This is a genomic window from Telluria sp. ZT3P39 (assembly GCF_059685935.1).
The window spans coordinates 1-21,882 of the sequence record NZ_JCASIH010000037.1 but is presented as its reverse complement, the minus strand read 5'-3'; the positions used below and the strand labels follow the sequence as shown (position 1 = coordinate 21,882).

Annotated in this window: 24 protein-coding genes; 8 read left to right on the top strand and 16 right to left on the bottom strand. The window is 62.9% G+C overall.

Annotated elements, in window-relative coordinates:
• Positions 1-196 precede the first annotated feature (196 nt).
• Together AC56LR_RS20790 and AC56LR_RS20785 are read right to left on the bottom strand one after the other, a co-directional pair.
• Positions 197-835, bottom strand: a complete 639-nt coding sequence (locus tag AC56LR_RS20790; RefSeq protein WP_497133257.1) for a peroxiredoxin — start codon at positions 833-835, stop codon at positions 197-199.
• 188 nt (positions 836-1,023) lie between these two features.
• Positions 1,024-1,410, bottom strand: a complete 387-nt coding sequence (locus AC56LR_RS20785) for a diacylglycerol kinase (RefSeq protein ID WP_497133256.1) — start codon at positions 1,408-1,410, stop codon at positions 1,024-1,026.
• 151 nt (positions 1,411-1,561) lie between these two features.
• On the opposite strand from AC56LR_RS20785, the gene AC56LR_RS20780 reads away from it, so the two are divergent.
• The gene (locus AC56LR_RS20780) at positions 1,562-2,365 is read left to right on the top strand and encodes an IclR family transcriptional regulator (protein ID WP_497133254.1); all 804 of its coding nucleotides are present in this window, start codon (positions 1,562-1,564) and stop codon (positions 2,363-2,365) included.
• Here the strand turns inward: AC56LR_RS20780 and AC56LR_RS20775 are convergent.
• From AC56LR_RS20775 to AC56LR_RS20765, 3 genes are all read right to left on the bottom strand, one after another.
• Positions 2,358-3,560: a serine hydrolase gene (locus AC56LR_RS20775; RefSeq protein ID WP_497133253.1), complete on the bottom strand. Its 1,203-nt coding sequence runs from the start codon at positions 3,558-3,560 to the stop codon at positions 2,358-2,360. The genes AC56LR_RS20780 and AC56LR_RS20775 overlap by 8 nt on opposite strands.
• Before the next feature lie 135 nt (positions 3,561-3,695).
• The gene (locus AC56LR_RS20770) at positions 3,696-4,391 is read right to left on the bottom strand and encodes a nitroreductase (protein WP_497133251.1); all 696 of its coding nucleotides are present in this window, start codon (positions 4,389-4,391) and stop codon (positions 3,696-3,698) included.
• Positions 4,388-5,302, bottom strand: coding sequence for a DMT family transporter (locus AC56LR_RS20765; protein WP_497133249.1), 915 nt, complete (start codon positions 5,300-5,302; stop codon positions 4,388-4,390). Before AC56LR_RS20765 ends, AC56LR_RS20770 begins: the two co-directional genes overlap by 4 nt.
• Positions 5,303-5,633: 331 nt before the next feature.
• Here AC56LR_RS20765 and AC56LR_RS20760 point away from each other — a divergent pair, with 331 nt between their 5' ends.
• Positions 5,634-6,209: a phasin family protein gene (locus AC56LR_RS20760; protein ID WP_497133247.1), complete on the top strand. Its 576-nt coding sequence runs from the start codon at positions 5,634-5,636 to the stop codon at positions 6,207-6,209.
• 69 nt (positions 6,210-6,278) lie between these two features.
• On the opposite strand, the gene AC56LR_RS20755 is transcribed toward AC56LR_RS20760, so the two are convergent.
• From AC56LR_RS20755 to AC56LR_RS20730, 6 genes are all read right to left on the bottom strand, one after another.
• Positions 6,279-7,001 carry an ABC transporter ATP-binding protein gene (locus AC56LR_RS20755; protein WP_497133246.1) on the bottom strand — a complete coding sequence of 241 codons (723 nt, stop codon included), beginning with the start codon at positions 6,999-7,001 and terminating at the stop codon, positions 6,279-6,281.
• The gene (locus AC56LR_RS20750) at positions 7,001-7,768 is read right to left on the bottom strand and encodes an ABC transporter ATP-binding protein (RefSeq protein WP_497133244.1); all 768 of its coding nucleotides are present in this window, start codon (positions 7,766-7,768) and stop codon (positions 7,001-7,003) included. The genes AC56LR_RS20755 and AC56LR_RS20750 overlap by 1 nt, the downstream gene beginning before the upstream one ends.
• Positions 7,765-8,976, bottom strand: coding sequence for an ABC transporter permease subunit (locus AC56LR_RS20745; RefSeq protein ID WP_497133243.1), 1,212 nt, complete (start codon positions 8,974-8,976; stop codon positions 7,765-7,767). The genes AC56LR_RS20750 and AC56LR_RS20745 overlap by 4 nt, the downstream gene beginning before the upstream one ends.
• Positions 8,977-8,996: 20 nt before the next feature.
• A complete protein-coding gene (locus AC56LR_RS20740; RefSeq protein WP_497133241.1) occupies positions 8,997-9,926 on the bottom strand; it encodes a branched-chain amino acid ABC transporter permease in 930 nt (309 codons plus the stop codon).
• Positions 9,927-10,111: 185 nt separating this feature from the next.
• On the bottom strand, positions 10,112-11,059 hold the full coding sequence (ispH, locus tag AC56LR_RS20735; protein WP_497133239.1) for a 4-hydroxy-3-methylbut-2-enyl diphosphate reductase: 948 nt from the start codon (positions 11,057-11,059) through the stop codon (positions 10,112-10,114).
• Positions 11,060-11,072: 13 nt separating this feature from the next.
• Complete coding sequence (locus tag AC56LR_RS20730) at positions 11,073-11,540, bottom strand: FKBP-type peptidyl-prolyl cis-trans isomerase (RefSeq protein ID WP_497133237.1); 468 nt, start codon at positions 11,538-11,540, stop codon at positions 11,073-11,075.
• A 114-nt stretch (positions 11,541-11,654) separates the two neighbouring features.
• On the opposite strand from AC56LR_RS20730, the gene radC reads away from it, so the two are divergent.
• The 3 genes from radC (at position 11,655) to rpmG (ending at position 12,908) form a co-directional block, all read left to right on the top strand.
• A complete protein-coding gene (gene radC / locus AC56LR_RS20725; RefSeq protein WP_497133235.1) occupies positions 11,655-12,326 on the top strand; it encodes a RadC family protein in 672 nt (223 codons plus the stop codon).
• A gap of 164 nt (positions 12,327-12,490) precedes the next feature.
• The gene (gene rpmB, locus AC56LR_RS20720; protein WP_123069134.1) at positions 12,491-12,727 is read left to right on the top strand and encodes a 50S ribosomal protein L28; all 237 of its coding nucleotides are present in this window, start codon (positions 12,491-12,493) and stop codon (positions 12,725-12,727) included.
• A 13-nt stretch (positions 12,728-12,740) separates the two neighbouring features.
• Entirely contained in the window at positions 12,741-12,908 is a 168-nt protein-coding gene (gene rpmG / locus AC56LR_RS20715) for a 50S ribosomal protein L33 (protein ID WP_005665735.1), read from the top strand.
• Positions 12,909-13,035: 127 nt separating this feature from the next.
• On the opposite strand, the gene AC56LR_RS20710 is transcribed toward rpmG, so the two are convergent.
• From AC56LR_RS20710 to AC56LR_RS20690, 5 genes are all read right to left on the bottom strand, one after another.
• A complete protein-coding gene (locus tag AC56LR_RS20710; protein WP_497133232.1) occupies positions 13,036-14,250 on the bottom strand; it encodes a DesA family fatty acid desaturase in 1,215 nt (404 codons plus the stop codon).
• Between the two features lie 105 nt (positions 14,251-14,355).
• Complete coding sequence (locus AC56LR_RS20705; protein WP_497133230.1) at positions 14,356-15,663, bottom strand: mechanosensitive ion channel family protein; 1,308 nt, start codon at positions 15,661-15,663, stop codon at positions 14,356-14,358.
• Between the two features lie 10 nt (positions 15,664-15,673).
• The gene (locus AC56LR_RS20700) at positions 15,674-17,002 is read right to left on the bottom strand and encodes an RsmB/NOP family class I SAM-dependent RNA methyltransferase (protein WP_497133228.1); all 1,329 of its coding nucleotides are present in this window, start codon (positions 17,000-17,002) and stop codon (positions 15,674-15,676) included.
• Between the two features lie 12 nt (positions 17,003-17,014).
• Positions 17,015-17,647: a phosphoribosylglycinamide formyltransferase gene (purN, locus tag AC56LR_RS20695; RefSeq protein ID WP_497133227.1), complete on the bottom strand. Its 633-nt coding sequence runs from the start codon at positions 17,645-17,647 to the stop codon at positions 17,015-17,017.
• Positions 17,648-17,707: 60 nt separating this feature from the next.
• Positions 17,708-18,115, bottom strand: coding sequence for a barstar family protein (locus AC56LR_RS20690; RefSeq protein ID WP_497133259.1), 408 nt, complete (start codon positions 18,113-18,115; stop codon positions 17,708-17,710).
• Between the two features lie 391 nt (positions 18,116-18,506).
• On the opposite strand from AC56LR_RS20690, the gene AC56LR_RS20685 reads away from it, so the two are divergent.
• From AC56LR_RS20685 to tfpB, 3 genes are all read left to right on the top strand, one after another.
• Positions 18,507-19,022, top strand: coding sequence for a glycine zipper 2TM domain-containing protein (locus AC56LR_RS20685; protein ID WP_497133225.1), 516 nt, complete (start codon positions 18,507-18,509; stop codon positions 19,020-19,022).
• Positions 19,023-19,129: 107 nt separating this feature from the next.
• Entirely contained in the window at positions 19,130-19,912 is a 783-nt protein-coding gene (locus AC56LR_RS20680) for a spermine/spermidine synthase domain-containing protein (protein WP_497133224.1), read from the top strand.
• 23 nt (positions 19,913-19,935) lie between these two features.
• A complete protein-coding gene (gene tfpB / locus AC56LR_RS20675; RefSeq protein ID WP_497133222.1) occupies positions 19,936-21,750 on the top strand; it encodes a type IV pilus assembly ATPase TfpB in 1,815 nt (604 codons plus the stop codon).
• Positions 21,751-21,882 lie beyond the last annotated feature (132 nt).

The window sequence follows — 21,882 nt, the reverse complement described above, 5'->3', positions numbered from 1 at the left end:
CTCACGAACAGATGACCAAGCGCTTCAATGCACCAAAGTACAGGAGAGACGAAAACTACGAATCTCACTTGACAGTCATCATAGAAGGGTGGGCGGGTCTCCCGCCCGCGCGTTCAAACCAGGGGGCTGCTGCCCGCTCGGTTGTTCGGGCCGCAACTATCACCGCGCGGTCGGCGAAGCCGACCACCCTACAACATCACTTGTTCGGCTGGGGCGTCAGACGCAGGTACGGACGCGGCGAGGTATAGCCCTTCGGATACTTCTGCTCGATCACGGCCGGATCCTGCACGGTCAGCGGAATGATGACGTCGTCGCCATCCTTCCAGTTGCCCGGCGTGGCCACGGTGTAGCCGTCGGTCAGTTGCAGGGCGTCGATCACGCGCAGCACTTCGTCGAAGTTGCGGCCGGTGCTCATCGGATAGGTGATCATCAGGCGCACCTTCTTGGCCGGGTCGATCACGAACAGCGAACGCACGGTGGCGGTGGCCGAGGCTTCCGGGTGGATCATGTCGTACAGCGTGGAGACCGAGTGGTCGGCGTCGGCAATGATCGGGAAGCCGACCACGGTTTGCTGGGTTTCCTCGATGTCGCGGATCCAGTCGCGGTGCGTGCTGGCCGGGTCGACCGACAGGGCGATGGCCTTGACATTGCGCTTGTCGAATTCCGGCTTGAGCTTGGCGGTCAGGCCCAGTTCGGTCGTGCAGACCGGCGTGAAGTCGGCCGGGTGCGAGAACAGCACCACCCAGGAATCGCCCGCCCACTCGTGGAAGCGGATCTTGCCGGCACTGGAATCCTGCTCGAAGTCAGGGGCGGTATCGCCGAGGCGTAAGGTCATGTTCAACTCTCCATGGTGATGAAACTGCGGGGCGCACTGAGCGGTATTACAAGCTTGCCCACCAGTCTAAGCAAACACGGCGCTGATGCAAACGACAAGTTTGTTATTTGCTTGTGCGCTGGCGGTGCTGAAGGATAGGCAGTTCTCATCAAGGCCACCTTGATCTTGCTCGGTGGCCACCATCCTCGCTACAGGTAGCGGTTGTACAGCACGACGGCCCAGGTCGCCACCGCCAGCAGCAGGGTGAGCGCGACCGCGGCGCTGCCCAGGTCCTTGGCGACTTTCGACAGCGGGTGGCGCTCGAGCGAGATGCGGTCGACGACGGCTTCGATGGCCGAGTTGATGATCTCGACGATCAGCACCAGCACGAGCACGCCGATCAGGGCCAGCTTCTGGAAACCGGAGACCGGCAGCATCAGGGCGATCGCCGTGGCCACGACGATGAGCATGATTTCCTGGCGGAAGGCGGCTTCGCTGCGCCAGGCCCAGGCGAGCCCATCCCAGGTATTACGGAAGGCGGCGGCAATGCGTGCCAGGCCGCGCCTGGTCTTGAATTCGCTGATCGGTTGTTCCATCGTGGGTAAGCTGATTGAGTAGGTGAATGACAATATCGACCTGTCATTATGCCGTGCCGATGCAATATTGCACATCGAAGCCCGCCGGTTTGCATCTGCGTTTCACATCATGGTATAAAGAAGGTCAATACTGCACCGCACCAACCACATCATGAAAATGGAAACACCAGAATTGGCAGCCGCATCGAGCCCGGCCAAGACGTCGATCCAGGTGATCGACCGCATGATGGCCTTGCTCGACGCCCTCGCCAGCTATTCCGACCCGGTCAGCCTCAAGGAATTGTCCAAGGTGTCGGGCCTGCACCCTTCCACCGCCCACCGCATCCTGAACGACATGGTGGTGACGCGCTTCGTGGACCGCGTGGAGCCGGGCACCTACCGCCTCGGCATGCGCCTGCTGGAACTGGGCAATGTGGTCAAGAGCAGGTTATCGGTGCGCGAAGCGGCGCTCGACTTCATGCGCGCCCTGCACAAGAAAACGCAGCAGACGGTGAACCTGTCGGTGCGCCAGGGCGACGAGATCGTCTACATCGACCGCGCGTTTTCCGAGCGCTCGGGTATGCAGGTGGTGCGCGCGATCGGCGGGCGCGGGCCGCTGCACCTGACCTCGACCGGCAAGCTGTTCCTGTCGGTGGACGACCCGAAAGGCGTGCGCGCCTATGCCACCCGCACGGGCCTGGCGGGCCACAACAAGAATTCGATCACGGACCTGGCGCGCCTCGAGCGCGAGCTGAGCCTGGTGCGTTCGCGCGGCTATGCGCGCGACAACGAAGAGCTGGAACTGGGTGTGCGCTGCATGGCCGCCGGCATTTTCGACGACAGCGGCAAGCTGGTGGCCGGCCTATCGATCTCGGCGCCGGCCGACCGCCTGCAGGAAGAATGGCTGGAAGACCTGGTGCGGACGGCATCAAACATCTCGTCGACGCTCGGCTACCGCCCTGCTCCCGCTATCTGATTACTGCGCCGCTGGCCGCACTCATCACCGGGACGGTCACCGAGCCGCCCAGGGTGCCCGGCGTCAGCACTTCGAGCTTGCCGGGAGCCAGTGCTTCGAGGAAGCGGCGCACCCGGCCCGCGTCGGCGGTGCGCGACATTTTCCCTTTTGAATCCAGGAAGACCATGATCACGCTGCGGCCGTGGATCGCCGCCTGCATCACCAGGCAGCGTCCGGCTTCGTTGATGAAGCCGGTTTTCTGCAGGCCGATGTTCCAGTCCGGCAGCGCCACCAGGTAATTGGTGTTCGCATAGCGCGTCGGGCGGCCACTGACATTCACGATGGAGTTCGGCGTGGTGGAATATTCGCGCAGCAGCGGCTCGCCATAGGCCTTGGCCACCAGTCGCGCCAAATCGCGTGCGCTCGACACGTTGCGGCTCGACAAACCACTGGAATCGACGTAACGCGTGTCCTTCATGCCGAGCTCGCGCGCCTTGGCGTTCATGGCGGCAATAAAGGCGTCGATGCCGCCCGGATAGTTGCGGCCGAGCGCAGAGGCTGCGCGGTTTTCCGAACTCATCAGGGCAATGTGCAGCAATTCGCGGCGCGTCATGCGGCTGCCTACCGGCAGGCGCGAGCTGGAATATTTGTGGCGGTCGACATCGGCATCGGTAATGCGCAGTACTTCGTCGAGATCCTGGTTGGCCTGCACCACGACCAGGCCGGTCATGAGCTTGGTGATCGAGGCGATCGGCAGTGCAACGTTGGCGTTCTTCTCGAACAGCACTTCCGAGCTGTCCTGGTCGAGCACGAAGGCGACGTTGGAACGCAGCGACAGCGAATCGGCAGTGTGGTTCAGGCCGGCGACGTCGCCGAAGGTGCGGGGAGCGTAGGCAGCCATGCGCGGCACGGCCCGGCCGGCCCGGCGCACCACCTGGTAGGTGACCTTGCGCTTGCCGCGCACCATTTCCACGCGGCGCACCATGCGCGCGCGATTGTCGGCAGCGATGACATGCGCCAGGTCCTGGCGTTTGCCGCGTGCCTTGCCACGGACGGCTTTCTTGCGCGCCGGCGTCTTGGCGACGGCCGTGCGCTTGTGCTTTTTCTTGACGCCCTGGCTCTTCTCGGCGCCGGCGCCAGCTCCAGCTCCGGCGGCGTGGACAGGCTGGAAGGCCAACAGCAGCGACACAATGGCAGCCAATGCAACTTTGAACATCTGGAAACCCTTCGACGCAAACTGATGAGGTACGAAATGCAGTTTAGCCGAACAAAGCCTCATCGCAAGTGAAATGTAAATTCCGTGCGACAACAAAACGACATATTGTTGCCGCGATGCGAAAGGAGGACGCCTCTATTCCATGAACCGGGCGAAGTTCCGGGCGCTCTCGCGCTCGGTCACCAGTGAATTCTCGATTTTGTCCGGATCGGCCCAGCCCAGCGCCATGCCGCACACGACCATTTCATTTTCCGGCAATCCCAGTTGTTGCGCAATCACCCGGTGATACTGGGTGAAGGCGGCCTGCGGACAGGTGTCGAGGCCGCGGCCGCGCGCCGCCACCATGATGTTCTGCAAGAACATGCCGTAGTCGAGCCATGAGCCCTGCTCCAGGATGCGGTCGATGGTAAAGATCAGGCCGACGGGCGCATCGAAGAAGCCGTAGTTGCGCGCGTGCTGGGCGGCCATGCCGGCCTTGTTGTCGCGCGTGAGGCCCAGCAGCGAATACAGGTCCCAGCCCACCTTGCGCCGGCGGTCGACGAAAGGCGACACCCATTCGCGCGGATAGTAGGCGTATTCCTCGGTGTGCCGGCGCGCCTGTTCGGGGTCGGCGTTCACGGCCAGGATGGCATTGCACAAGCTTTGCCTCGCCTGCCCCGTCACGACATAGACTTTCCACGGCTGGGTGTTGGTGCCGGAGGGCGCGCGCGCGGCCACGTCGAGGATGCGCTCGACCTCGAGCCGGTCTACCGGCTTGTCCAGGAAAGCGCGGATCGAACGGCGCGACGTGATGGCCGCATCGACGGCTTCCTGCTGGGGGCTCTGAATCATGGGGTCTCCTTGTTTTTGACGACGAATGCGACGCCGAGCACGGCCACCGCCATGCCGGCCAGGGCGAGGACGCTGAAGGACTCGCCGAACAGCAGCCAGGCCATGACGGCGGTGGTGGGCGGCGTCAGGTACAGCAGGCTGGTCACCTCAAGCGCCTGGCTGCGGCGAATCAGGGTGAACAGCAAAAAGATGGCGCCGATCGACAGCGCGAAAATCGACCACAGCCAGGCCAGGATGAAGTCCAGGCTCCACTCGACGCTGGACAGGCGCAGGTCCAGGCCCTCCAGAACGATGGCCAGGGGCAGCAGCGCCGCGACGGTGGCGGCGAACTGGATGACGGTGCCGGTGCGCAAATCGAAGGACGGGCAATAACGCCGCTGGTACATGGTGCCCGCCGTGATGCACAGCAGCGCGAACACGCACAGCGCCAGGCCGGCTGCGCTCAAGCCCGCCAGGTGGAGCTTGGCCACCACGACCAGCGTTACACCCGACAGGCCCAGCGCCAGCCCGAGCCACTGGCGCGGGCGGACCCGCTCGCCGATGAGCGGCGCGGCGGCGGCGGTGAGGATGGGCTGCATGCCGACGATGAGCGCCGTGAGCCCGGCCGGCATGCCGATCTTGATGGCAGCCCAGACGCCGCCGAGGTAGCCGGCGTGCAGCAGCAGGCCCGCCACCGCCACGTGCAGCATCCGGCCCTGCGGCCAGGGGGCGCGGAATATCAACACGATCGGCAGCAGCACGGCCAGCACGCCGAGGCAGCGCAGGATCAGGAAGGTCAGCGGCGGCGCATAGGGCAGGCCCAGCTTGGCAACGATGAAGCCGGTACTCCACAGGAAGACGAAGAACAGCGGGACCGGCGACAGCCAGGGAGATGCTGCAGCAGGCGCATTGGTGGGAATGCCGGGCGACATGACAGGCGCTGCTCAGCAGCTTGAAAGAATCACAAGCAGCTAGTCTAGCATGGGCGGGCAAGTCATCTGGCCGACGAGCTGATTGCTGTTTTCTTGCGATAAATCAAACGTGAATCGTTGAAATTTCTTGCAAACAATGCATTCCAGAAATTTATGCACATCGGATGGTGCAGCGCATCAAATTCGCTTGACTCGCCCGTCCACATGGGTGAAAATTCGATCTGTTGCGGTGCACAAAAAAGAGTTTCGTCGAAACCAAACGAATAAAACCTGCCTCACCGGTCATAGCAACATTTCATCCACTTGTACTTTTTGAATTTTGGAGATCCACATGTTTGCAATCCCTGAGCAGTTCTCGAACGCCACCAAAGCCAACCTCGAATCGCAGTTCGCACTGTTTTCGTCGCTGACCGCCAAGACCTTCGAAGGCATGGAAAAACTGGTCGAGCTGAACATCAACGCCGCCCGTACCTCGCTGGAATCGTCGCAGAACGTCACCCGTCAGCTGCTGAGCGCAAAAGACCCACAAGAATTCTTCTCGGTCACCACCTCGCAAGCCCAGCCGACCGCCGAAAAGGCCATGTCGTACAGCCGCGAACTGGCATCGATCGCCAGCGGCACCGGCGCCGAGTTCTCGAAAGTGGCTGAAACCCAGATCGTCGAAACCAACCGCAAGGTCATCGCCCTGGTCGACGAAGTGAGCAAGAACGCCCCTGCCGGTTCGGAAAACTTCGTCGCCGCCGTCAAGACCGCGATCAGCAACGCCAACGCCGGCTACGAGCAGTTCAGCAAGACCAGCAAGCAGGCTGCTGAAGCCATCGAAACCAACGTGAGCGCCGCCGTGAACCAATTTTCGGCAACTGCTCGCAAGGCTACTGCAACCGCGACGGGCGCTGCCGCCGCCTAAGCTGCGCTTGGTCAAATGAAAAAGCCGGGACGGTGACGTTCCGGCTTTTTTACGTTAACGCCGTGCCGGCTATTCGCCCAGATACGCCGCCTGCACCCGCGGATCGTTGAGCATCTCCCCTGCATTGCCCGTCATGGTCACCAGCCCCGACTCCATCACATAGCCGCGGTGCGCCGCCTGCAATGCCAGCTTGGCATTCTGCTCCACCAGCAAAATCGTGATCCCCTGCTGCGACACGTCGCGGATCACTTCGAAGATCTTCTCGACCATGATCGGCGACAGGCCCATCGAGGGTTCATCGAGCAGCAGCAGGGTCGGATGGCTCATCAAGGCGCGCGCCATGGCCAGCATCTGCTGCTCGCCGCCGGACAGGGTGCCGGCCAGCTGGCCGGAGCGCTCCTTCAGGCGCGGGAACACGCCGTACCACTTCTCGATGTCCAGCGCGATTCCCGCAGCATCAATGCGCGTGAAGGCGCCCATCTGCAGGTTCTCGTGGATCGTCATGCGGGTGAAGACGCCCCGCCCTTCCGGGACCATGGCCAGCTTCTGCTGCACCATGCGGAACGATTGCGTGCCCTTGAGCGACTTGCCCAGGTAGGAAATCTCGCCTTCGACCTTGCAGGCCGGGAGGGTGCCGGTGATGGCCTTGAGGGTGGTGGTCTTGCCGGCGCCATTGGCGCCGATCAGGGTTACCAGCTCGCCCTTGCTCACTTCCAGGTCCACGCCCTTGACCGCCTTGATGCCGCCGTAGGCGACCTTCAGGCCGGATACTTTCAGGATGTTCTCGCTCATCAGTGAGCACCTCCCAGGTAAGCCTTGATTACGGCTTCGTTCTTCTGGATCTCGGCGGGCACCCCTTCCGCGATCTGCTTGCCATATTCGAGCACCGTCATGCGGTCGCACAGGCCCATCATCAGCTTGACGTCGTGTTCGATCAGCAGCACGGTCTTGCCCTCTGCCTTGATCTTCACCAGCAGCTCACGCAGCCCCAGTTTTTCGGTGGCGTTCATGCCGGCAGCGGGTTCATCGAGCGCCAGCAGTTGCGGGTCGGTCGCCAGTGCACGCGCGATCTCGAGGCGGCGCTGGTCGCCGTAGGACAGGTATTTGGCGGTGCGGCCGGCAAACTGGCCGATGCCCACGAAATCGAGCAGCTCCTGGGCGCGCACGCGGATCGCCGCTTCCTCCAGGCGCGCGGCCTTGTGGCGGAAGATCGCGCCCAGCACGCCCTGGCGGGTGCGCACGTGGCGGCCCACCATCACGTTCTCCAGCGCGCTCATCTCGCCGAACAGGCGGATGTTCTGGAAGGTGCGTGCGATGCCAGCCCTGGCCACTTCATGCGGAGCCGAAGGCGAATACGGTTTGCCGCCCAGCTCGAAGCTGCCGCTGTCGGGCTGGTACAGGCCCGTGATCACGTTGAAGAAGGTGGTCTTGCCGGCGCCGTTCGGGCCGATCAGGCCGTAGATCTGGCCGCGCTCGATGCGGATGCCGACATCGGTCAGCGCCTGCAGCCCGCCGAAGCGTTTATTGACGCCGGCGATGTTCAGGATCAGGTCGCTCATGCTTTCGCTCCCTCTTCCTCGTCATGGGCCAGCGCCGCATTCGGGCGCTCTTCCTTGTTCGGCGAGGGCCACAGGCCGGCCGGATTGACCAGCATGATCAGCACCAGCGCCAGGCCATACAGCAGCTGGCGCAGCACCTCGGCCTCGATCACGACGGTGCCGAACAGCGCCTGCTGGGCCGGTTCCACCACGTGGCGCAGCACTTCCGGCAGAGCAGCCAATAGCACGCCGCCCAGCACGACACCGGGGATGTGGCCGATCCCGCCCAGCACCACCATCGCCAGCACCGCGATCGATTCGGTCAGCGAGAAGGATTCGGGCGAGACGAAGCCCTGGAAGGCGCCGAACATTGCGCCGGCCACGCCGCCGAAACTCGCGCCCATGGCAAAGGCGAGCAGCTTGACGTTGCGGGTGTTGATGCCCATCGCCTTGGCCGCGATTTCGTCCTCGCGGATCGCCACCCAGGCCCGGCCCAGGCGCGAATGCTGCAGGCGGCTGGTAATAAAAATGGTGGCGATGGTCAGGCCCAGGAACAGGAAATAATAGGCGTTCACCGAGGGCATGGAAAAACCGCCGATATGCACGGTGGCCTGCGAACCGGCTTCCCCCGCCAGCGACACCCCGAACACGCGGATCGGGTCGATCATGTTGATCCCTTGCGGTCCGTTGGTGAAGTTGATCGGGTCGTTCAGGTTGTTCATGAAGATGCGGATGATCTCGCCGAAGCCCAGCGTCACGATGGCCAGGTAGTCGCCGCGCAGCTTCAGGGTCGGGGCGCCCAGCAGCGCGCCGGCCAGGCCCGCCACCAGGCCCGCCAGCGGCACGATCGCCCATACCGACAGGTGGATGCCGTTTTGCTGGATCTCGGGCCCGAAGAAGGCAACCAGGGCTTCGCCCAGCGCGGGCGAATAATAGATGACCGATTCGAGCAGCGCCGCGAACTGGGGCGACGAAAACAAACCGACCAGGTAGGCGCCGACCGCGAAGAAGGCGATATACCCCAGGTCGAGCAGGCCGGCAAAACCGACCACGATGTTCAGGCCCAGGGCCAGCATGATGTACAGCAGCGCGATGTCGATGATGCGCACCCAGGAGTTGCCGAACTGGGAAGCGACGAAGGGGAAGACCAGCATCAGCGCCAGCACGGCGGCCATGCTTGCACGGGCCTGGCGCGGCTTGTGCTGGAGGTCGAAAGTCAGGAGTGCCATGGTGTCTGTCTCCTTGTTTTCTAGGCGCGGTCGGCCACGCGCTCGCCCATGATGCCGGACGGACGCAGGGTGAGCACGAGGATCAGCACGACGAAGGCGAAGATGTCCTGGTAGTGGCTGCCCAGGAAGCCGCCGGTCAGGTCGCCGATGTAGCCGGCGCCCAGCGCCTCGATAATGCCCAGCAGGATGCCGCCGATCATGGCGCCGTAGATGTTCCCGATCCCGCCCAGCACCGCGGCGCAGAAGGCCTTCATCCCGGGCAGCACGCCCATGGTGAAGGTGATCGAGGCGTAGTTCGCGCCCCACATCACGCCGGCCACCGCCGCCAGCGCGGCGCCGATGGCAAAGGTGGCGACGATCACGCGGTTCGAATCCACGCCCATCAGCCCGGCCACGCGCGGGTTCTCGGCCACGGCGCGCATCGCGCGGCCCATCCGGGTACGCTCGACCAGCAGCACCAGGCCGACCATCGCGATCGCGGCCAGCACCAGCAGCAGCACCTGGGTTTGCGAAATCAGGGCGCCGCCCACGTTGATCGGCTCCGGCGAGAGCAGCTGCGGGAACGGCAGCGGGCTGCGGCCCCAGATCATCATGGCGAAGGTCTGCAGCAGGATCGACACGCCGATCGCGGTGATCAGGGGCGCCAGGCGCGGCGCGTTGCGCAGGCGGCGGTAGGCCACGCGCTCGATCAGGATATTCACCAGCATGGCCACCGGAATCGCACCGAGGATGGCGATGGCCAGCTGCAGGTAGCCCGGCAGGCCGGGGGCGTATGCGTCGAGCAGCTTCAAGAGGCTCAGGCCGACCATCGCGCCGATCATCAGGACGTCGCCATGGGCGAAGTTGATCAGGTTGAGCACCCCGTACACCATGGTGTAGCCCAGGGCGACCAGGGCGTACATGCTGCCCAATACCAGGCCGTTGAGTATTTGTTGAATGAAGGTTTCCATCGTTTCGCTTGTCTGGTTTCCAAAATCCGAGCCGGCTAACGAAAAGCGGCACTCCGGGAAACCCGCAGTGCCGCTCATGGCCGTGCTATCGCATGCTTGCCTTGTCTATGACGACGATTCCGAGCGCTGTCATCATAACTTGGCAATGTGAAAACCGGCAGCCGAAATGCACGGTTCCGAAAAAATTATCCCTGCACCGGCCGTGCCCCGTCCAGGCCCTTCGGCAGCGGGAACACGACATTCTCTTCCACGCCCTCGAGCGCGCGCACGCTGGCCGCGCCGAGTTCCTTGAGGCGGTCGATCACGGCCTGCACCAGCACTTCCGGCGCCGACGCGCCGGCAGTGACGCCGATACGCTTCTTGCCGGCGATCCACTGCGGATCGATGGCGGCCGCGTTGTCGACCATATAGGCCGGGGTGCCCATCTTGTCGGCCACTTCGCGCAGGCGGTTCGAGTTCGAGCTGTTCGGGCTGCCGACGACGACCACGACTTCCACCTGGGGCGCGAGGAATTTGACGGCTTCCTGGCGGTTGGTGGTGGCGTAGCAGATGTCGCCTTTTTTCGGCTCGATGATGTTCGGGAAGCGTGCCTTGAGCGCTTCGATGATCTCGGCGGTGTCGTCGACCGACAGCGTGGTCTGCGAGACATAGGCCAGCTGGTCCGGGTTGTTCACCTGCAGGGTGGCGACGTCGCCCACCGTCTCGACCAGGTGCATGCCTTCTTCGGCCTGGCCCATGGTGCCTTCGACTTCCGGATGGCCGTCGTGGCCGATCATGACGATCTCGCATCCCTGGCGGCGCATCTTGGCCACTTCGACGTGGACCTTGGTCACCAGCGGACAGGTCGCGTCGAAAATGGTGAGACCCCGCGACTCCGCCTCGGCGCGCACGGCCTTCGAGACGCCGTGCGCGGAGAACACCAGTGTGTTGCCGGCCGGGACGTCATCGAGGTCCTCGATGAAGATCGCGCCCTTGTTGCGCAGGTCTTCGACCACATAGGCGTTGTGCACGATCTCGTGGCGCACATAGATCGGGGCGCCGAACTGGCGCAGTGCGCGCTCGACGATCTCGATGGCGCGGTCCACGCCGGCGCAGAAGCCGCGCGGCTGGGCTAGCAGAATTTCGTTTTCCATGGCGTGTCCTGTGTTACAGCACCGAAATCAGTTTTACTTCGAATTGCAGGGCCTGGCCGGCCAGCGGGTGGTTGAAGTCGAACAGCGCGGACGTGTCGCGCATTTCCAGCAGCATACCGGCGAAGCGGCCGCCCTTGGGTGCGTTGAACTCGATCAGCTCGCCTACCTTGTAGTCGGCGTCCGGCACCGAATTCTCGGCCAGCAAGGCCTTCGACACCGACTGGATCAGCTCGGGATTGCGCTCGCCGAAGGCATCCGCCGCGCTCAGCTCGAAGGTCTGGTGCACGCCTTCCGCCAGGCCGATCAGGCGTTGCTCGAGGAACGGTGCCAGCTGTCCCTGGCCCAGCATCAAGGTGGCCGGGTTGCCGGCAAAGGTAGTGATCAGATCAGTACCGTCGGCGGTGGCAAGCCGATAATGCAGGGTCAGGTAGGACGCGTCGTTGACGACAGCAGCGGATGGGGACGACGGGACGTTGGACATGTTCGTTTGTGGTAACAGGCAGGCCTGTTGCAGGCAAACCGCTATTTTACCGCTACTCAGGCACGGCCGGGCTTCCGCGCCGCAGGCCGCCCTCTTTTATGGCAAGGATCAGACATGGGAATTTGTGATTGGCCGGAGCAGCAACGCCCCCGCGAACGCCTGATGAGCGCCGGCGCGGGCGCGCTGTCGGACACCGAACTGCTGGCGATCTTCCTGCGCGTGGGCGTGGCGGGCAAGAGCGCCGTCGCCCTGGCGCGCGACATGCTGGACCATTTCGGTTCGCTGCACCGGCTGCTGCACGCGACTGCGGGCGAGTTCGGGCAGTTGCACGGCCTGGGCCCGGCCAAGTACGCCCAGCTGCAGGCCGCCATCGAGCTCACCCGCCGCGCGGTGGCCGAGAATTTCGAGCGCGAGGCCCTGTGCTCGCCGGACGCCGTGCGGACCTACCTGCGCAACCAGTTCGCCCTGCAGCCCTACGAATCCTTCCTGGTGCTGTTCGTGGACGTGAAGAATCGCCTCATTAATTACGAAGAAATGTTCCGCGGCACGCTCACCCATACCAGCGTCTATCCGCGCGAGGTCGTCAAGGCAGCGCTCAGGCGAAATGCCGCGGCCGTCATCCTGGCGCACAACCACCCGTCCGGCGAGCCCGAGCCCAGCAGCGCCGACCTGCGCCTCACCGCGAGCCTGGTGCAGGCGCTGGCGCTCGTCGATATCCGGGTGCTGGACCATTTTGTGGTCGCGGGCACACAGGTGCATTCCTTCGCCGAACATGGACAGTTGTGAACAGTTTACGGCGTGTAAACAGGGCTTTAGCTCACTCAACAGCAATTGTTAAATCCATTAACTACCAAAAGACACAATTGTTTTCTGCAAGTGATTGATTTGGCGTTGGTTTTCGCGCTATACTCTCGTTTTTCCAGTCCGGAATATTATTTAAGGAGTGCACTATGGCACGTGTCTGCCAAGTTACCGGCAAGGGTGTGATGGTTGGCAACAACGTCTCCCACGCTAACAACAAAACCAAGCGTCGCTTCCTGCCTAACCTGCAGAACCGTCGCATCTACGTGGAATCGGAAAATCGCTGGGTCTCCCTGCGTTTGTCCAACGCCGGTCTGCGCGTGATCGACAAGCTCGGCATCGATGTCGTGCTGGCCGACATGCGTGCCCGTGGCGAAAAAGTTTAATTAGGGAGCTATCATGGCAAAAACTGGCCGCGACAAAATCAAGCTGGAATCGACCGCAGGTACCGGTCACTTCTACACCACCACCAAGAACAAGCGCACGATGCCGGCGAAAATGGAAATCACCAAATTCGACCCTAAAGCACGTAAGCACGTGATCTACAAGGAAACCAAGATCAAGTAATCGATCTTGCTTCTCCCGAGAAAGCCGCCCGCCTCAAACGGGCGGCTTTTTTATTTGTGCGCCTGCGCGGGCGCCGACGTAAAAAAAGCTCCCGAAGGAGCTTTTTTGGTATGCCGCCAAAAGCCTGTTACGCGTAGCTGCGCAGGCGCAGCGAGAACTCCTGCAGCGACTTGATGCCCGAGGCCTCGGCACGTGCGCACCAGTCCTGCAGTTGCTGCAGCAGCTGGTCGCGGGTCGCGTGCGAACGCTCCCAGATCGCGCCCAGTTCCACGCGCATCTGGTGCATGGTTTCCAACGCCTTGCTGTGCTCGAACAGCTCAACCAATTGCTGCTTCTGCGACGATTCCAGCTTGGCCGGCTCGCGCTGCATCAGCTTGCGCGAGCTCTTCAGGAAGCGGGTCTCCAGCTCGGCCTTGTGCTTGAGGTGCTCGAATTCCTCGCGGAAGGCATGGCGCACCGACAGCGCATATTTCGCCATCACGTCGTAGCGGTTGGCGATCACCGATTGCAGGGTGTCGAGGTCGGCCACCAGCTTGTCCTTGGCGAATTCCGGCTTCGGCGCGACCTTCTTCACCTTGGCCAGGCGCAGCGTTTCCAGGATGCGGATATAGCCCCAGCCCAGGTCGAACTCGTACCACTTGCTCGACAGCTTGGCCGAGGTGGCAAAGGTGTGGTGGTTGTTGTGCAGCTCTTCGCCACCGATCAGGATGCCGAACGGGATGATGTTGGTCGCCGCATCGCTGCAGTCGTAGTTGCGGTAGCCCCAATAGTGGCCGATGCCGTTGATGATGCCGGCGGCGGTGATCGGGATCCACATCATCTGCACGGCCCAGACCGAAATACCGACGATGCCGAACAGCGCGACGTTAATGAACAGCATCAGCACGATGCCCATGGCGCTGTGCTTGGTGTACAGGTTGCGTTCGATCCAGTCGTCCGGCGTACCGTGGCCATACTTCTCCATGGTTTCCTTGACCTTGCTCTCGGCGCGGTACAGCTCGGCGCCTTCGAACAGCACCTTGCGGATGCCGCGGGTCTGCGGGCTGTGCGGATCTTCTTCGGTATCGCACTTGGCGTGGTGCTTGCGGTGGATCGAGGCCCATTCCTTGGTGACCTGACCCGTGGTCAGCCACAGCCAGAAGCGGAAGAAATGGCTCGGGATCGCGTGCAGTTCCAGCGCGCGGTGCGCCTGGTGACGGTGCAGGTAGATCGTCACGGCGGCGATCGTGATGTGCGTCAGCCCCAGCGTGGCAAAGAACACTTGCCATCCGGTGAAGTCAAGCAGGCCGGTGGACATGAACTGCAGCACGGCTTGCACGGGTTCGCTACTAAAGAAATCCATTGAGTCTCCAAGAAATTGCCTGGGCTCCCTTGACGCGGCAGCCTGCAAGCGCACATTTTACGCGGTTCTAGTGACACACGGCACGCGTGCATGCCTTAATTCACCTTAAACAGGGCTGCGCGCCACAACTGATGTGATATGCGCATCGAGTAAGCGGGTATCCATGGACGGATGACCAAGTTTTATCGCCCCGGCCTTTACCAAAGCATAAATTTTCTTGTTGACGTCCGAAATGGGACCGCCCTGCCCGTTTTCCGGATCGGCCAGCCAGAAGCCGATTTCCAGCTCGTAGCCGTCGGCCCCGAAGGCATTGAGCAGGACGTCCGGCGCCGGGTCTTCCAGCACGCGGGCGACGCCTTGCGGCTGTAGTTGCAACAGTGGCATGACGCTCGACAGATCGCTGTCGTAGGACACGGTCAGACGGGTAGTCGCGCGCACGTTGCGGTTGAAGGCCGACTGGTTCAGCACCACGCCGGTGATCAGCATCTCGTTCGGCAACAGGGTCTGGGTGCCGTCTGTGCTCCTCAGCACGGTATAGCGCGTATTGATGCGCGCGACCTTGCCCGAGTATTTGTCGATGGTGATCGGGTCGCCGATGGTCAGGCTGCGTTCCAGCAAAATGATGAAGCCGGACACGTAATTGCTGGCGATGCGCTGCATGCCCAGGCCCAGGCCCACGCCCAGCGCCCCGCCGAACACCGACAGCACGGTCAGGTCGAGCCCGGCGAGCGACAGGCTGAACAGCACCGCCACCAGGATCAGCACGGCGCGGCTCATGCGCGCCAGCACGACTTTGAGCGAGCTGTGCATGCGGTCGACCCGCATCAGGCGCTCTTCCAGCGCGGCGCCCGCCCACAGCGCCAGCATCATCAGCACCACGATCGACACTACGCCTTCGACCAGGTCGGACAGCTTCAGATGATGTTTGCCAATCGGCAGATAGGTGCGCTCGAAGAAGCGGATCACATCCGGCAGCACGCCCATGATGTGCAGCGCCACGCCGAGCCAGACGATCAGTGCGAAGATTTTTTCGAAGGTTTGCAGGGCCTCGCCCAGCTGTCCGCGCCGTGCGAACACGCGCCGCAGCAGGTAGAAGAAGGTGCGGATGACCGCCAGCGACGAGGCCAGCGGCACCGCGACGTCGAGCAGGTGCACGCTCTGGTAGCCCGCCATCGCGGCGCGCGTCACCATCAGGAAACCGAGGATCAGGAGCGGCCCCAGCACCCGGCCGAAGCTGCCCATCCCAAGGCCGATCAGGCCGGTATGCTGGTGGTTCTGCAACCACGAGCGGTGGATCAGCCGCGCCAGGCCCCAGCCGGCCGCCACGCACAGGACGATGGCAAGCGCCTGCCACAGGATGGCAGGCTTGGGGATGTCGCCGAGCAGGTCGGCCAGCAATTGCTGGAGCGGCATGCCCGCGGCCTCAGGCGTCGGAGCTACCGGATGCTTCCTCGGTAGCGTCGGCGTCGGCCTTCGCAACTGGCTCCGGTTTGGCCTTGGCCTTGCGCTCCAGCACGGCAGCGAAGAAGCCGTCGGTCTGGTGCTTGTGCGGCAGCATCTTGAGGTAATCGCCCATCTCGAGCGGGATCTTCTGCTCGGCCAGGACTTTGCTCATCGGGACCAGCTCAAAGTCCGGGTGGCTGCCCAGGAATTGCTCGACGATGAAGTCGTTCTCTTCGTCCAGCAGGCTGCAGGTGGCATACACCAGGCGGCCGCCGCCCTTGAGCAGGCGCGCCGCGCCGTCCAGGATCGCGGCCTGCTTTTCCTGCATCTCGCCGATGGCTTCAGGGCGCTGGCGCCATTTCACGTCCGGGTTGCGGCGCAGGGTGCCCATGCCGCTGCACGGTGCATCGACCAGCACGCGGTCGATCTTGCCGGCCAGGCGCTTGATCTTGGCGTCGCGCTCGTGCGCGATCAGAACCGGATGCACGTTCGACAGCCCGCTGCGCGCCATGCGCGGTTTGAGCTTGGCGAGGCGTTTTTCGGACACATCGAAGGCATACAGGCGGCCGGTATTGCGCATGGTCGCGCCCAGTGCCAGCGTCTTGCCGCCGGCGCCCGCGCAGAAGTCGACCACCATCTCGCCGCGGCGCGCGCCGACGATCTGGGACAGCACCTGGCTGCCCTCGTCCTGCACTTCGATGGCGCCGTCCTTGAACAGCGGCAGGTTTTGCAGCGCAGGCTTTTTCAGCACGCGCAGGCCCAGCGGAGCGTAAGGCATCGGCTCGGCGGCGATCGGCGCCTTGGCCAGTTCGGCCATGACGTCGTCGCGGTTGGACTTGATCGAATTCACGCGCAGGTCGAGCGGCGCCGGGGTGTTGAGCGCGGCGGCCAGTTCCAGCGTTTCCTTCTCGCCATATTGGGCGACGAACTTGTCGTACAGCCAGGTCGGCAGGTTGGCCTGCATCTGTGGCGGCAACAGGCTGCGGTCGACTTCCTTGATGCGGGTGAGGAAATGGGTCTCGTCCTCGCTCAGGCCGCCAAGGGCATCGATGCCCGCGGTTTCAGCCAGGCCCAGCAGGGCCAGCTTGCGCATCGACGGGGTATTGCCGGCGCCGGCGAAATCGGTGAAGAAGGATTTGTTACGCAGCACCGCATAGACGGCTTCGGCGATGACGCCGCGCTCGCGGCCACCGAAACGCGGGTGGTCCTTGAAGTAACGCGACAGGGTGACGTCGGCCGGCGACATAAAGCGCAGTACCTCACGCAATACTTCTTCCGTATTGCCGAGGATTGCTGGTGGCAATCTCATGGTGTTCCTTGGTTAAATGCTTGGGGTTTCGGCGGGCGCTTGCGTTGCAATGCGCACTTCGCCCTTATTAATACTGAGCCTGTCTTCGACGAACAGGCGCACCGCATGGGGATACAACTTGTGTTCCTCGACGAGCACGCGGGCGGACAGCGTGTCTTCGGTGTCGTCCGGCAGCACCGGCACGCGTGCCTGCGCCACCACCGGGCCATGATCGAGCTCGGCCGTAACAAAATGGACGGTCGCGCCATGCTCGGTTTCACCGGCATCGAGTGCCTGCTGATGCGTGCCGAGCCCCGGGAACAGCGGCAGCAGCGACGGATGGATATTCAGCATGCGCCCTTCGTAATGCCCAACGAAAGGCGCAGTCAGGATGCGCATGAAGCCGGCGAGCAGCACGAGGTCGGGAGTGTAGCGATCGATCGTTTCCTGCAGCGCCGCATCGAACTCGGCGCGGCTGGCGAAATCTTTATTGGCCACGACGGCCGTCGGGATACCGCGGGACTGGGCAAATTCCAGGCCTTTTGCTTCCGGTTTATTGCTGATTACTGCTGCAATACGGGCCGGCCACCCTTCGTTTTCCGCTGCGCGCACGACCGCTTCCATGTTGCTGCCGCGGCCGGAAATGAGGATCACAATATTTTTCATACCCCGCATTGTACCGTAAGGCAGGGGGGCAACCCGGGTAAGCGGGCGATGGGCCGGCGCTTATGCAGGAATGGCGAAAGAGTAGAATACCCGGAACGGGACCTTCTTTTCGGCCCAGAACTCGGCCGCATCGCGGAAGACGTCGAGCAGGTTCTCGCGTGCTTCCTTGTCGAATTTCTGGGCGCTCGGCAGTTGTTCCAGCACCACAAGGAAGCCCGGCTGCGGGCCGGCTTCAGCCACCGTCTCGGTCAGGCACTTGCGCAGTGCATCGAAATTCTTGCTGCAGGGTTTGGGGAAATAAAAGTTTTCGCCGATGCGCGAGCAGACCTGTTGCTTGGTCAGGGTATTGGCGCAATGTGCATACAGGAAGTGCTGACCCAGGCGCGCAGCCTCCTGCTGCAGCTCGACAACGCGGAAGGCGCGGATCGATTGCACAAGATTGGGCGGCACTCTCATCAACAAACTCATTTTTTCCTCAAGTTGACCAGGTCGGTAACATGTTCGCTCAAGCGTCACGCCGCGACGGTTGGCATGCGTCGCTGTTTTCTCCTGCTTTCGTTTCCAAACGCCAATAAAAGTCCCTGATTTGTGTAAGGGTAACGTTTTGTGGTATTGGAAGCAACCCAAATGTGATTCCAGGAATCGACTTTGTAAGAATTGGTAGGCGCCGATACCGCTCTGTACGCCCTGCTCCGGCAGCTCTGCCATTCTGGCGGGAGCCTCGGCGAGCTTGCGCCGCTGTTACATTTTGTTGCCACCGGGATCGGACGCTTCCTTCGCGCGGGATTACCATATGAAGTATGAAAGTCCGGCCATTTCCCATCTGCCGGGCCTGCCCACTCCGACTACGAGGTACAATATGAACATCCAAGCCAAACTGATAATTGCCGCCATCGGCCTTGCCGCGCTGCCGTTGGCTCAAGCGCAAGGCACCGACTTCGAAGACTTCGGCCGCGTGGTGCGTGTGCAGCCGCGCGTGGAACAGATCCGCATGCCGCGCCAGGAATGCCGCACCGATTACGTGCAGGTGCCGGTCCAGCAGGAACGCGGCGCTGGCGGCGGAATCGTCGGCGGTATCGTCGGCGGCCTGCTGGGTAACCAGGTCGGCAGCGGCAGCGGCCGCGTGGCGGCCACGGCGGCAGGCGCCATCGCCGGCGCCATGGTCGGCGACCGCGCGGAAAACAACAACCGCCCGCAAGGCGTGCAGGAACAGGCCGTGCGCCAGTGCCGCAACGTGGAAGCCTACGAGTCGCGTACCAACGGCTACGACGTGACCTATGAATACCGCGGCCAGACCTATACCTCGCTGATGAGCCGCGACCCGGGCAACCGCGTGCGCCTGCGCGTCTCGGTCCAGCCGCTCGACGCGTATTGATCGGGTGCCGGCCCCCGTGCCGGCCTTGAATGCCTCCCCCGGGGTTTCCGTGCTTGCGCTGCGGGAACCCCTCCCCCGATAATAGGGCGATTCAACCAGGTCGCCCTATGCTCATCAAACGCAAATCCATCGAACAGGCCGAATCCTCGCGCCGCCCCGCGCGCAAGCCCAAGTTCGCTCCCGTCACCTTGTCCGAACAGGATGGCGTCCGCTATCTGCACTTCGGCACCGAATGGGTGCAAGGCGCGATGCGCCTGCGCAAACCCGACTGGCCGGAACTCGAGTACGCCCAGCAGATGATGGCCTGGATGCTGTTCATCGAATCGCCGCGCGCGATCGCCCAATTGGGACTGGGTGCTGGTACCTTGACCAAATTCTGCTACCGCCAGTTCCCGCAAGCGTCCGTGACTGCCGTCGAGCTCAATGAATCGGTGATCGGCATCTGCGCGTCGATGTTCAAGCTGCCGGAAAACGACGAGCGGCTGTCGGTCCTGATGGCGGACGCCATGGACTTCGTGCACGATCCCGCCAACCATGGCGCCTTCGATGTCCTGCAATGCGACCTCTACGACGCCACCGCGCGCGGCCCCGTGCTCGATACGCCCGAGTTCTACCAGGCCTGCAACGACTGTCTTGCTGAAGGCGGCATCATGACGGTCAACCTGTTCGGCGACCATCCGAGTTTTGCCAAGAACATCAAGGCCATGAAGTTCGCGTTCGACCACGTGATCTGCCTGCCGGAGGTCCATGACGGCAACGTCGTCGCACTGTGCTTCCGCGACCGTCCCCAATTGGATCACGAAGTCCTGGCTGCCCGCGCGGCGCAGATCGTGGCCGCCACCAAGCTGCCGGCCAAGTCCTGGATCAAGGGCATCTTCGCCGCCGACTGAACGTTTTCCACCGGGAGCCGACCGTGAATACGCATGCCGTCCCATCGACCGCCAAGGCGCCGCGCCTGCGGGCGCTCGACCTGCAGTCCATCTTCTCGTGGCTGCTGGCGGACGGCATCGTCACCAAGGAAGGCGTCAAGGCGCAGTTCGCCCAGGCACAGGGCATCCTGAAGAATGCCGTCGGCTCCATGCATCCCCTCACCGCCGCAGCCCAGTGCAAGCTGGTGTCCGCCCAGCCGCCGCACCGCCTCCTGACGCTCGACGCGCTCACCGAATGGTGCGCGGCCAAGGTCGGCCTGCCCTTCATCCGCATCGACCCGCTCAAAATCGACTTCACCAAGGTGGCGGACGTGATGTCGGCCAGCTATGCGGCGCGCTTCAATATCCTGCCGGTGGAAATGACCGGCTCGACGCTGGTCGTGGCGACCGCCGACCCGGCGAATATCGAATGGGAAGCGGAGATTGCCAAAACCTCGCGCCGCAAGATCGAACTGGTGCTGGCCAATCCGCTCGACATCTCCCAGTACATTTCGCAGTTCTTCAGCCTGGCCAAGACGATCCGCGACGCCAACCGCCACACCGGGCAAGACCTGGCAATGCGGAACAACTTCGAGCAGCTGGTCGAACTGGGCAAATCGAACAAGCAGTTCGATGCGAACGACCAGCACATCGTCAATATCGTGGACTGGCTGTGGAGTTACGCCTTCGAGCAGCGCGCTTCGGATATCCACCTGGAGCCGAAGCGCGAGTTTGCGGTTATCCGCTTTCGCATCGACGGCGTGCTGCACCAGGTCTACCAGGTGCCCGCCGTGGTCATGATTGCGATGACGGCCCGAATCAAGCTGCTGGGCCGCATGGACGTCATCGAAAAGCGCCGGCCCCAGGATGGACGCATCAAAACACGCACCGCCGGCGGCCAGGAAGTCGAGCTGCGTTTATCGACATTACCGACGGCATTCGGCGAAAAGCTGGTCATGCGGATTTTCGATCCGGAAGTCGTGGTCAAGACCTTGCCGGAGCTGGGATTCCCGCCTGAGGATGCGCAGCGCTGGGATGCGCTGACCAGCCGGCCGCATGGAATCATCCTCGTCACCGGGCCGACCGGATCGGGCAAGACCACCACGCTGTACACGACGCTCAAGGCGCTGGCCACTAGCGAGGTAAATGTCTGCACAGTCGAAGATCCAATCGAAATGGTGGAAGCCGCATTCAACCAGATGCAGGTGCAGCCGGGAATCGACCTGTCGTTTGCCGATGGCGTGCGCGCGCTGATGCGGCAGGATCCGGACATCATCATGGTCGGCGAGATCCGCGATCTGCAGACGGCGGAGATGGCGATCCAGGCGGCGCTGACCGGGCATTTGGTGTTTTCGACGCTGCATACGAATGACGCGCCGGCTGCGGTGGTGCGTTTGCTCGAACTGGGCGTTCCGGATTATCTGCTGGAAGCGACCTTGATCGGCGTGATGGCGCAGCGACTCGTGCGCACCCTCTGCCCTGACTGCAAGGCGCCTGGGGGCGAGATCAGTGATGAAGTGTGGCAGGGCATTGGTGGGGCCTGGAATATTCCGAAGCCTGCGCTTGTGTACCGGCCGATCGGCTGCCCGGAGTGCCGCCAGACCGGGTATCGCGGCAGGGTTGGTATCTATGAACTGTTGACGGTCAGCGAAGGATTCGCGCGCATCGTGCGGGAATCTGGCGATATCCAGAAGCTGCGCCAACAGAGCGTGGCGGAGGGGATGAAGCCCTTGCGGATCGCGGGAGCGATGAAGGTGGTCGAGGGCGTGACGACGGTGGATGAAGTGTTGAAGGTGACGGCGGCGTTGGCGCCAACCTGAGTTGTTCAGCTGGCACTGTCAACGCTAAATAGAAATGTCCCCTGCTCTCCAAAGTAGAAATGTCCCCAAGGGGGAGCTCAGGGCGCCGGAGCGGGAGTCAGATGTGCCTTGGCATGCTCGAATTGGGCGCAT

What these genes read in the sequence shown, in the direction of transcription:
- AC56LR_RS20790 (WP_497133257.1), bottom strand. Translation starts at nt 835, where the DNA reads ATGACCTTACGCCTCGGCGATACCGCCCCTGACTTCGAGCAGGATTCC.
- AC56LR_RS20785 (WP_497133256.1), bottom strand. Translation starts at nt 1,410, where the DNA reads ATGGAACAACCGATCAGCGAATTCAAGACCAGGCGCGGCCTGGCACGC.
- AC56LR_RS20780 (WP_497133254.1), top strand. Translation starts at nt 1,562, where the DNA reads ATGAAAATGGAAACACCAGAATTGGCAGCCGCATCGAGCCCGGCCAAG.
- AC56LR_RS20775 (WP_497133253.1), bottom strand. Translation starts at nt 3,560, where the DNA reads ATGTTCAAAGTTGCATTGGCTGCCATTGTGTCGCTGCTGTTGGCCTTC.
- AC56LR_RS20770 (WP_497133251.1), bottom strand. Translation starts at nt 4,391, where the DNA reads ATGATTCAGAGCCCCCAGCAGGAAGCCGTCGATGCGGCCATCACGTCG.
- AC56LR_RS20765 (WP_497133249.1), bottom strand. Translation starts at nt 5,302, where the DNA reads ATGTCGCCCGGCATTCCCACCAATGCGCCTGCTGCAGCATCTCCCTGG.
- AC56LR_RS20760 (WP_497133247.1), top strand. Translation starts at nt 5,634, where the DNA reads ATGTTTGCAATCCCTGAGCAGTTCTCGAACGCCACCAAAGCCAACCTC.
- AC56LR_RS20755 (WP_497133246.1), bottom strand. Translation starts at nt 7,001, where the DNA reads ATGAGCGAGAACATCCTGAAAGTATCCGGCCTGAAGGTCGCCTACGGC.
- AC56LR_RS20750 (WP_497133244.1), bottom strand. Translation starts at nt 7,768, where the DNA reads ATGAGCGACCTGATCCTGAACATCGCCGGCGTCAATAAACGCTTCGGC.
- AC56LR_RS20745 (WP_497133243.1), bottom strand. Translation starts at nt 8,976, where the DNA reads ATGGCACTCCTGACTTTCGACCTCCAGCACAAGCCGCGCCAGGCCCGT.
- AC56LR_RS20740 (WP_497133241.1), bottom strand. Translation starts at nt 9,926, where the DNA reads ATGGAAACCTTCATTCAACAAATACTCAACGGCCTGGTATTGGGCAGC.
- ispH (WP_497133239.1), bottom strand. Translation starts at nt 11,059, where the DNA reads ATGGAAAACGAAATTCTGCTAGCCCAGCCGCGCGGCTTCTGCGCCGGC.
- AC56LR_RS20730 (WP_497133237.1), bottom strand. Translation starts at nt 11,540, where the DNA reads ATGTCCAACGTCCCGTCGTCCCCATCCGCTGCTGTCGTCAACGACGCG.
- radC (WP_497133235.1), top strand. Translation starts at nt 11,655, where the DNA reads ATGGGAATTTGTGATTGGCCGGAGCAGCAACGCCCCCGCGAACGCCTG.
- rpmB (WP_123069134.1), top strand. Translation starts at nt 12,491, where the DNA reads ATGGCACGTGTCTGCCAAGTTACCGGCAAGGGTGTGATGGTTGGCAAC.
- rpmG (WP_005665735.1), top strand. Translation starts at nt 12,741, where the DNA reads ATGGCAAAAACTGGCCGCGACAAAATCAAGCTGGAATCGACCGCAGGT.
- AC56LR_RS20710 (WP_497133232.1), bottom strand. Translation starts at nt 14,250, where the DNA reads ATGGATTTCTTTAGTAGCGAACCCGTGCAAGCCGTGCTGCAGTTCATG.
- AC56LR_RS20705 (WP_497133230.1), bottom strand. Translation starts at nt 15,663, where the DNA reads ATGCCGCTCCAGCAATTGCTGGCCGACCTGCTCGGCGACATCCCCAAG.
- AC56LR_RS20700 (WP_497133228.1), bottom strand. Translation starts at nt 17,002, where the DNA reads ATGAGATTGCCACCAGCAATCCTCGGCAATACGGAAGAAGTATTGCGT.
- purN (WP_497133227.1), bottom strand. Translation starts at nt 17,647, where the DNA reads ATGAAAAATATTGTGATCCTCATTTCCGGCCGCGGCAGCAACATGGAA.
- AC56LR_RS20690 (WP_497133259.1), bottom strand. Translation starts at nt 18,115, where the DNA reads ATGAGTTTGTTGATGAGAGTGCCGCCCAATCTTGTGCAATCGATCCGC.
- AC56LR_RS20685 (WP_497133225.1), top strand. Translation starts at nt 18,507, where the DNA reads ATGAACATCCAAGCCAAACTGATAATTGCCGCCATCGGCCTTGCCGCG.
- AC56LR_RS20680 (WP_497133224.1), top strand. Translation starts at nt 19,130, where the DNA reads ATGCTCATCAAACGCAAATCCATCGAACAGGCCGAATCCTCGCGCCGC.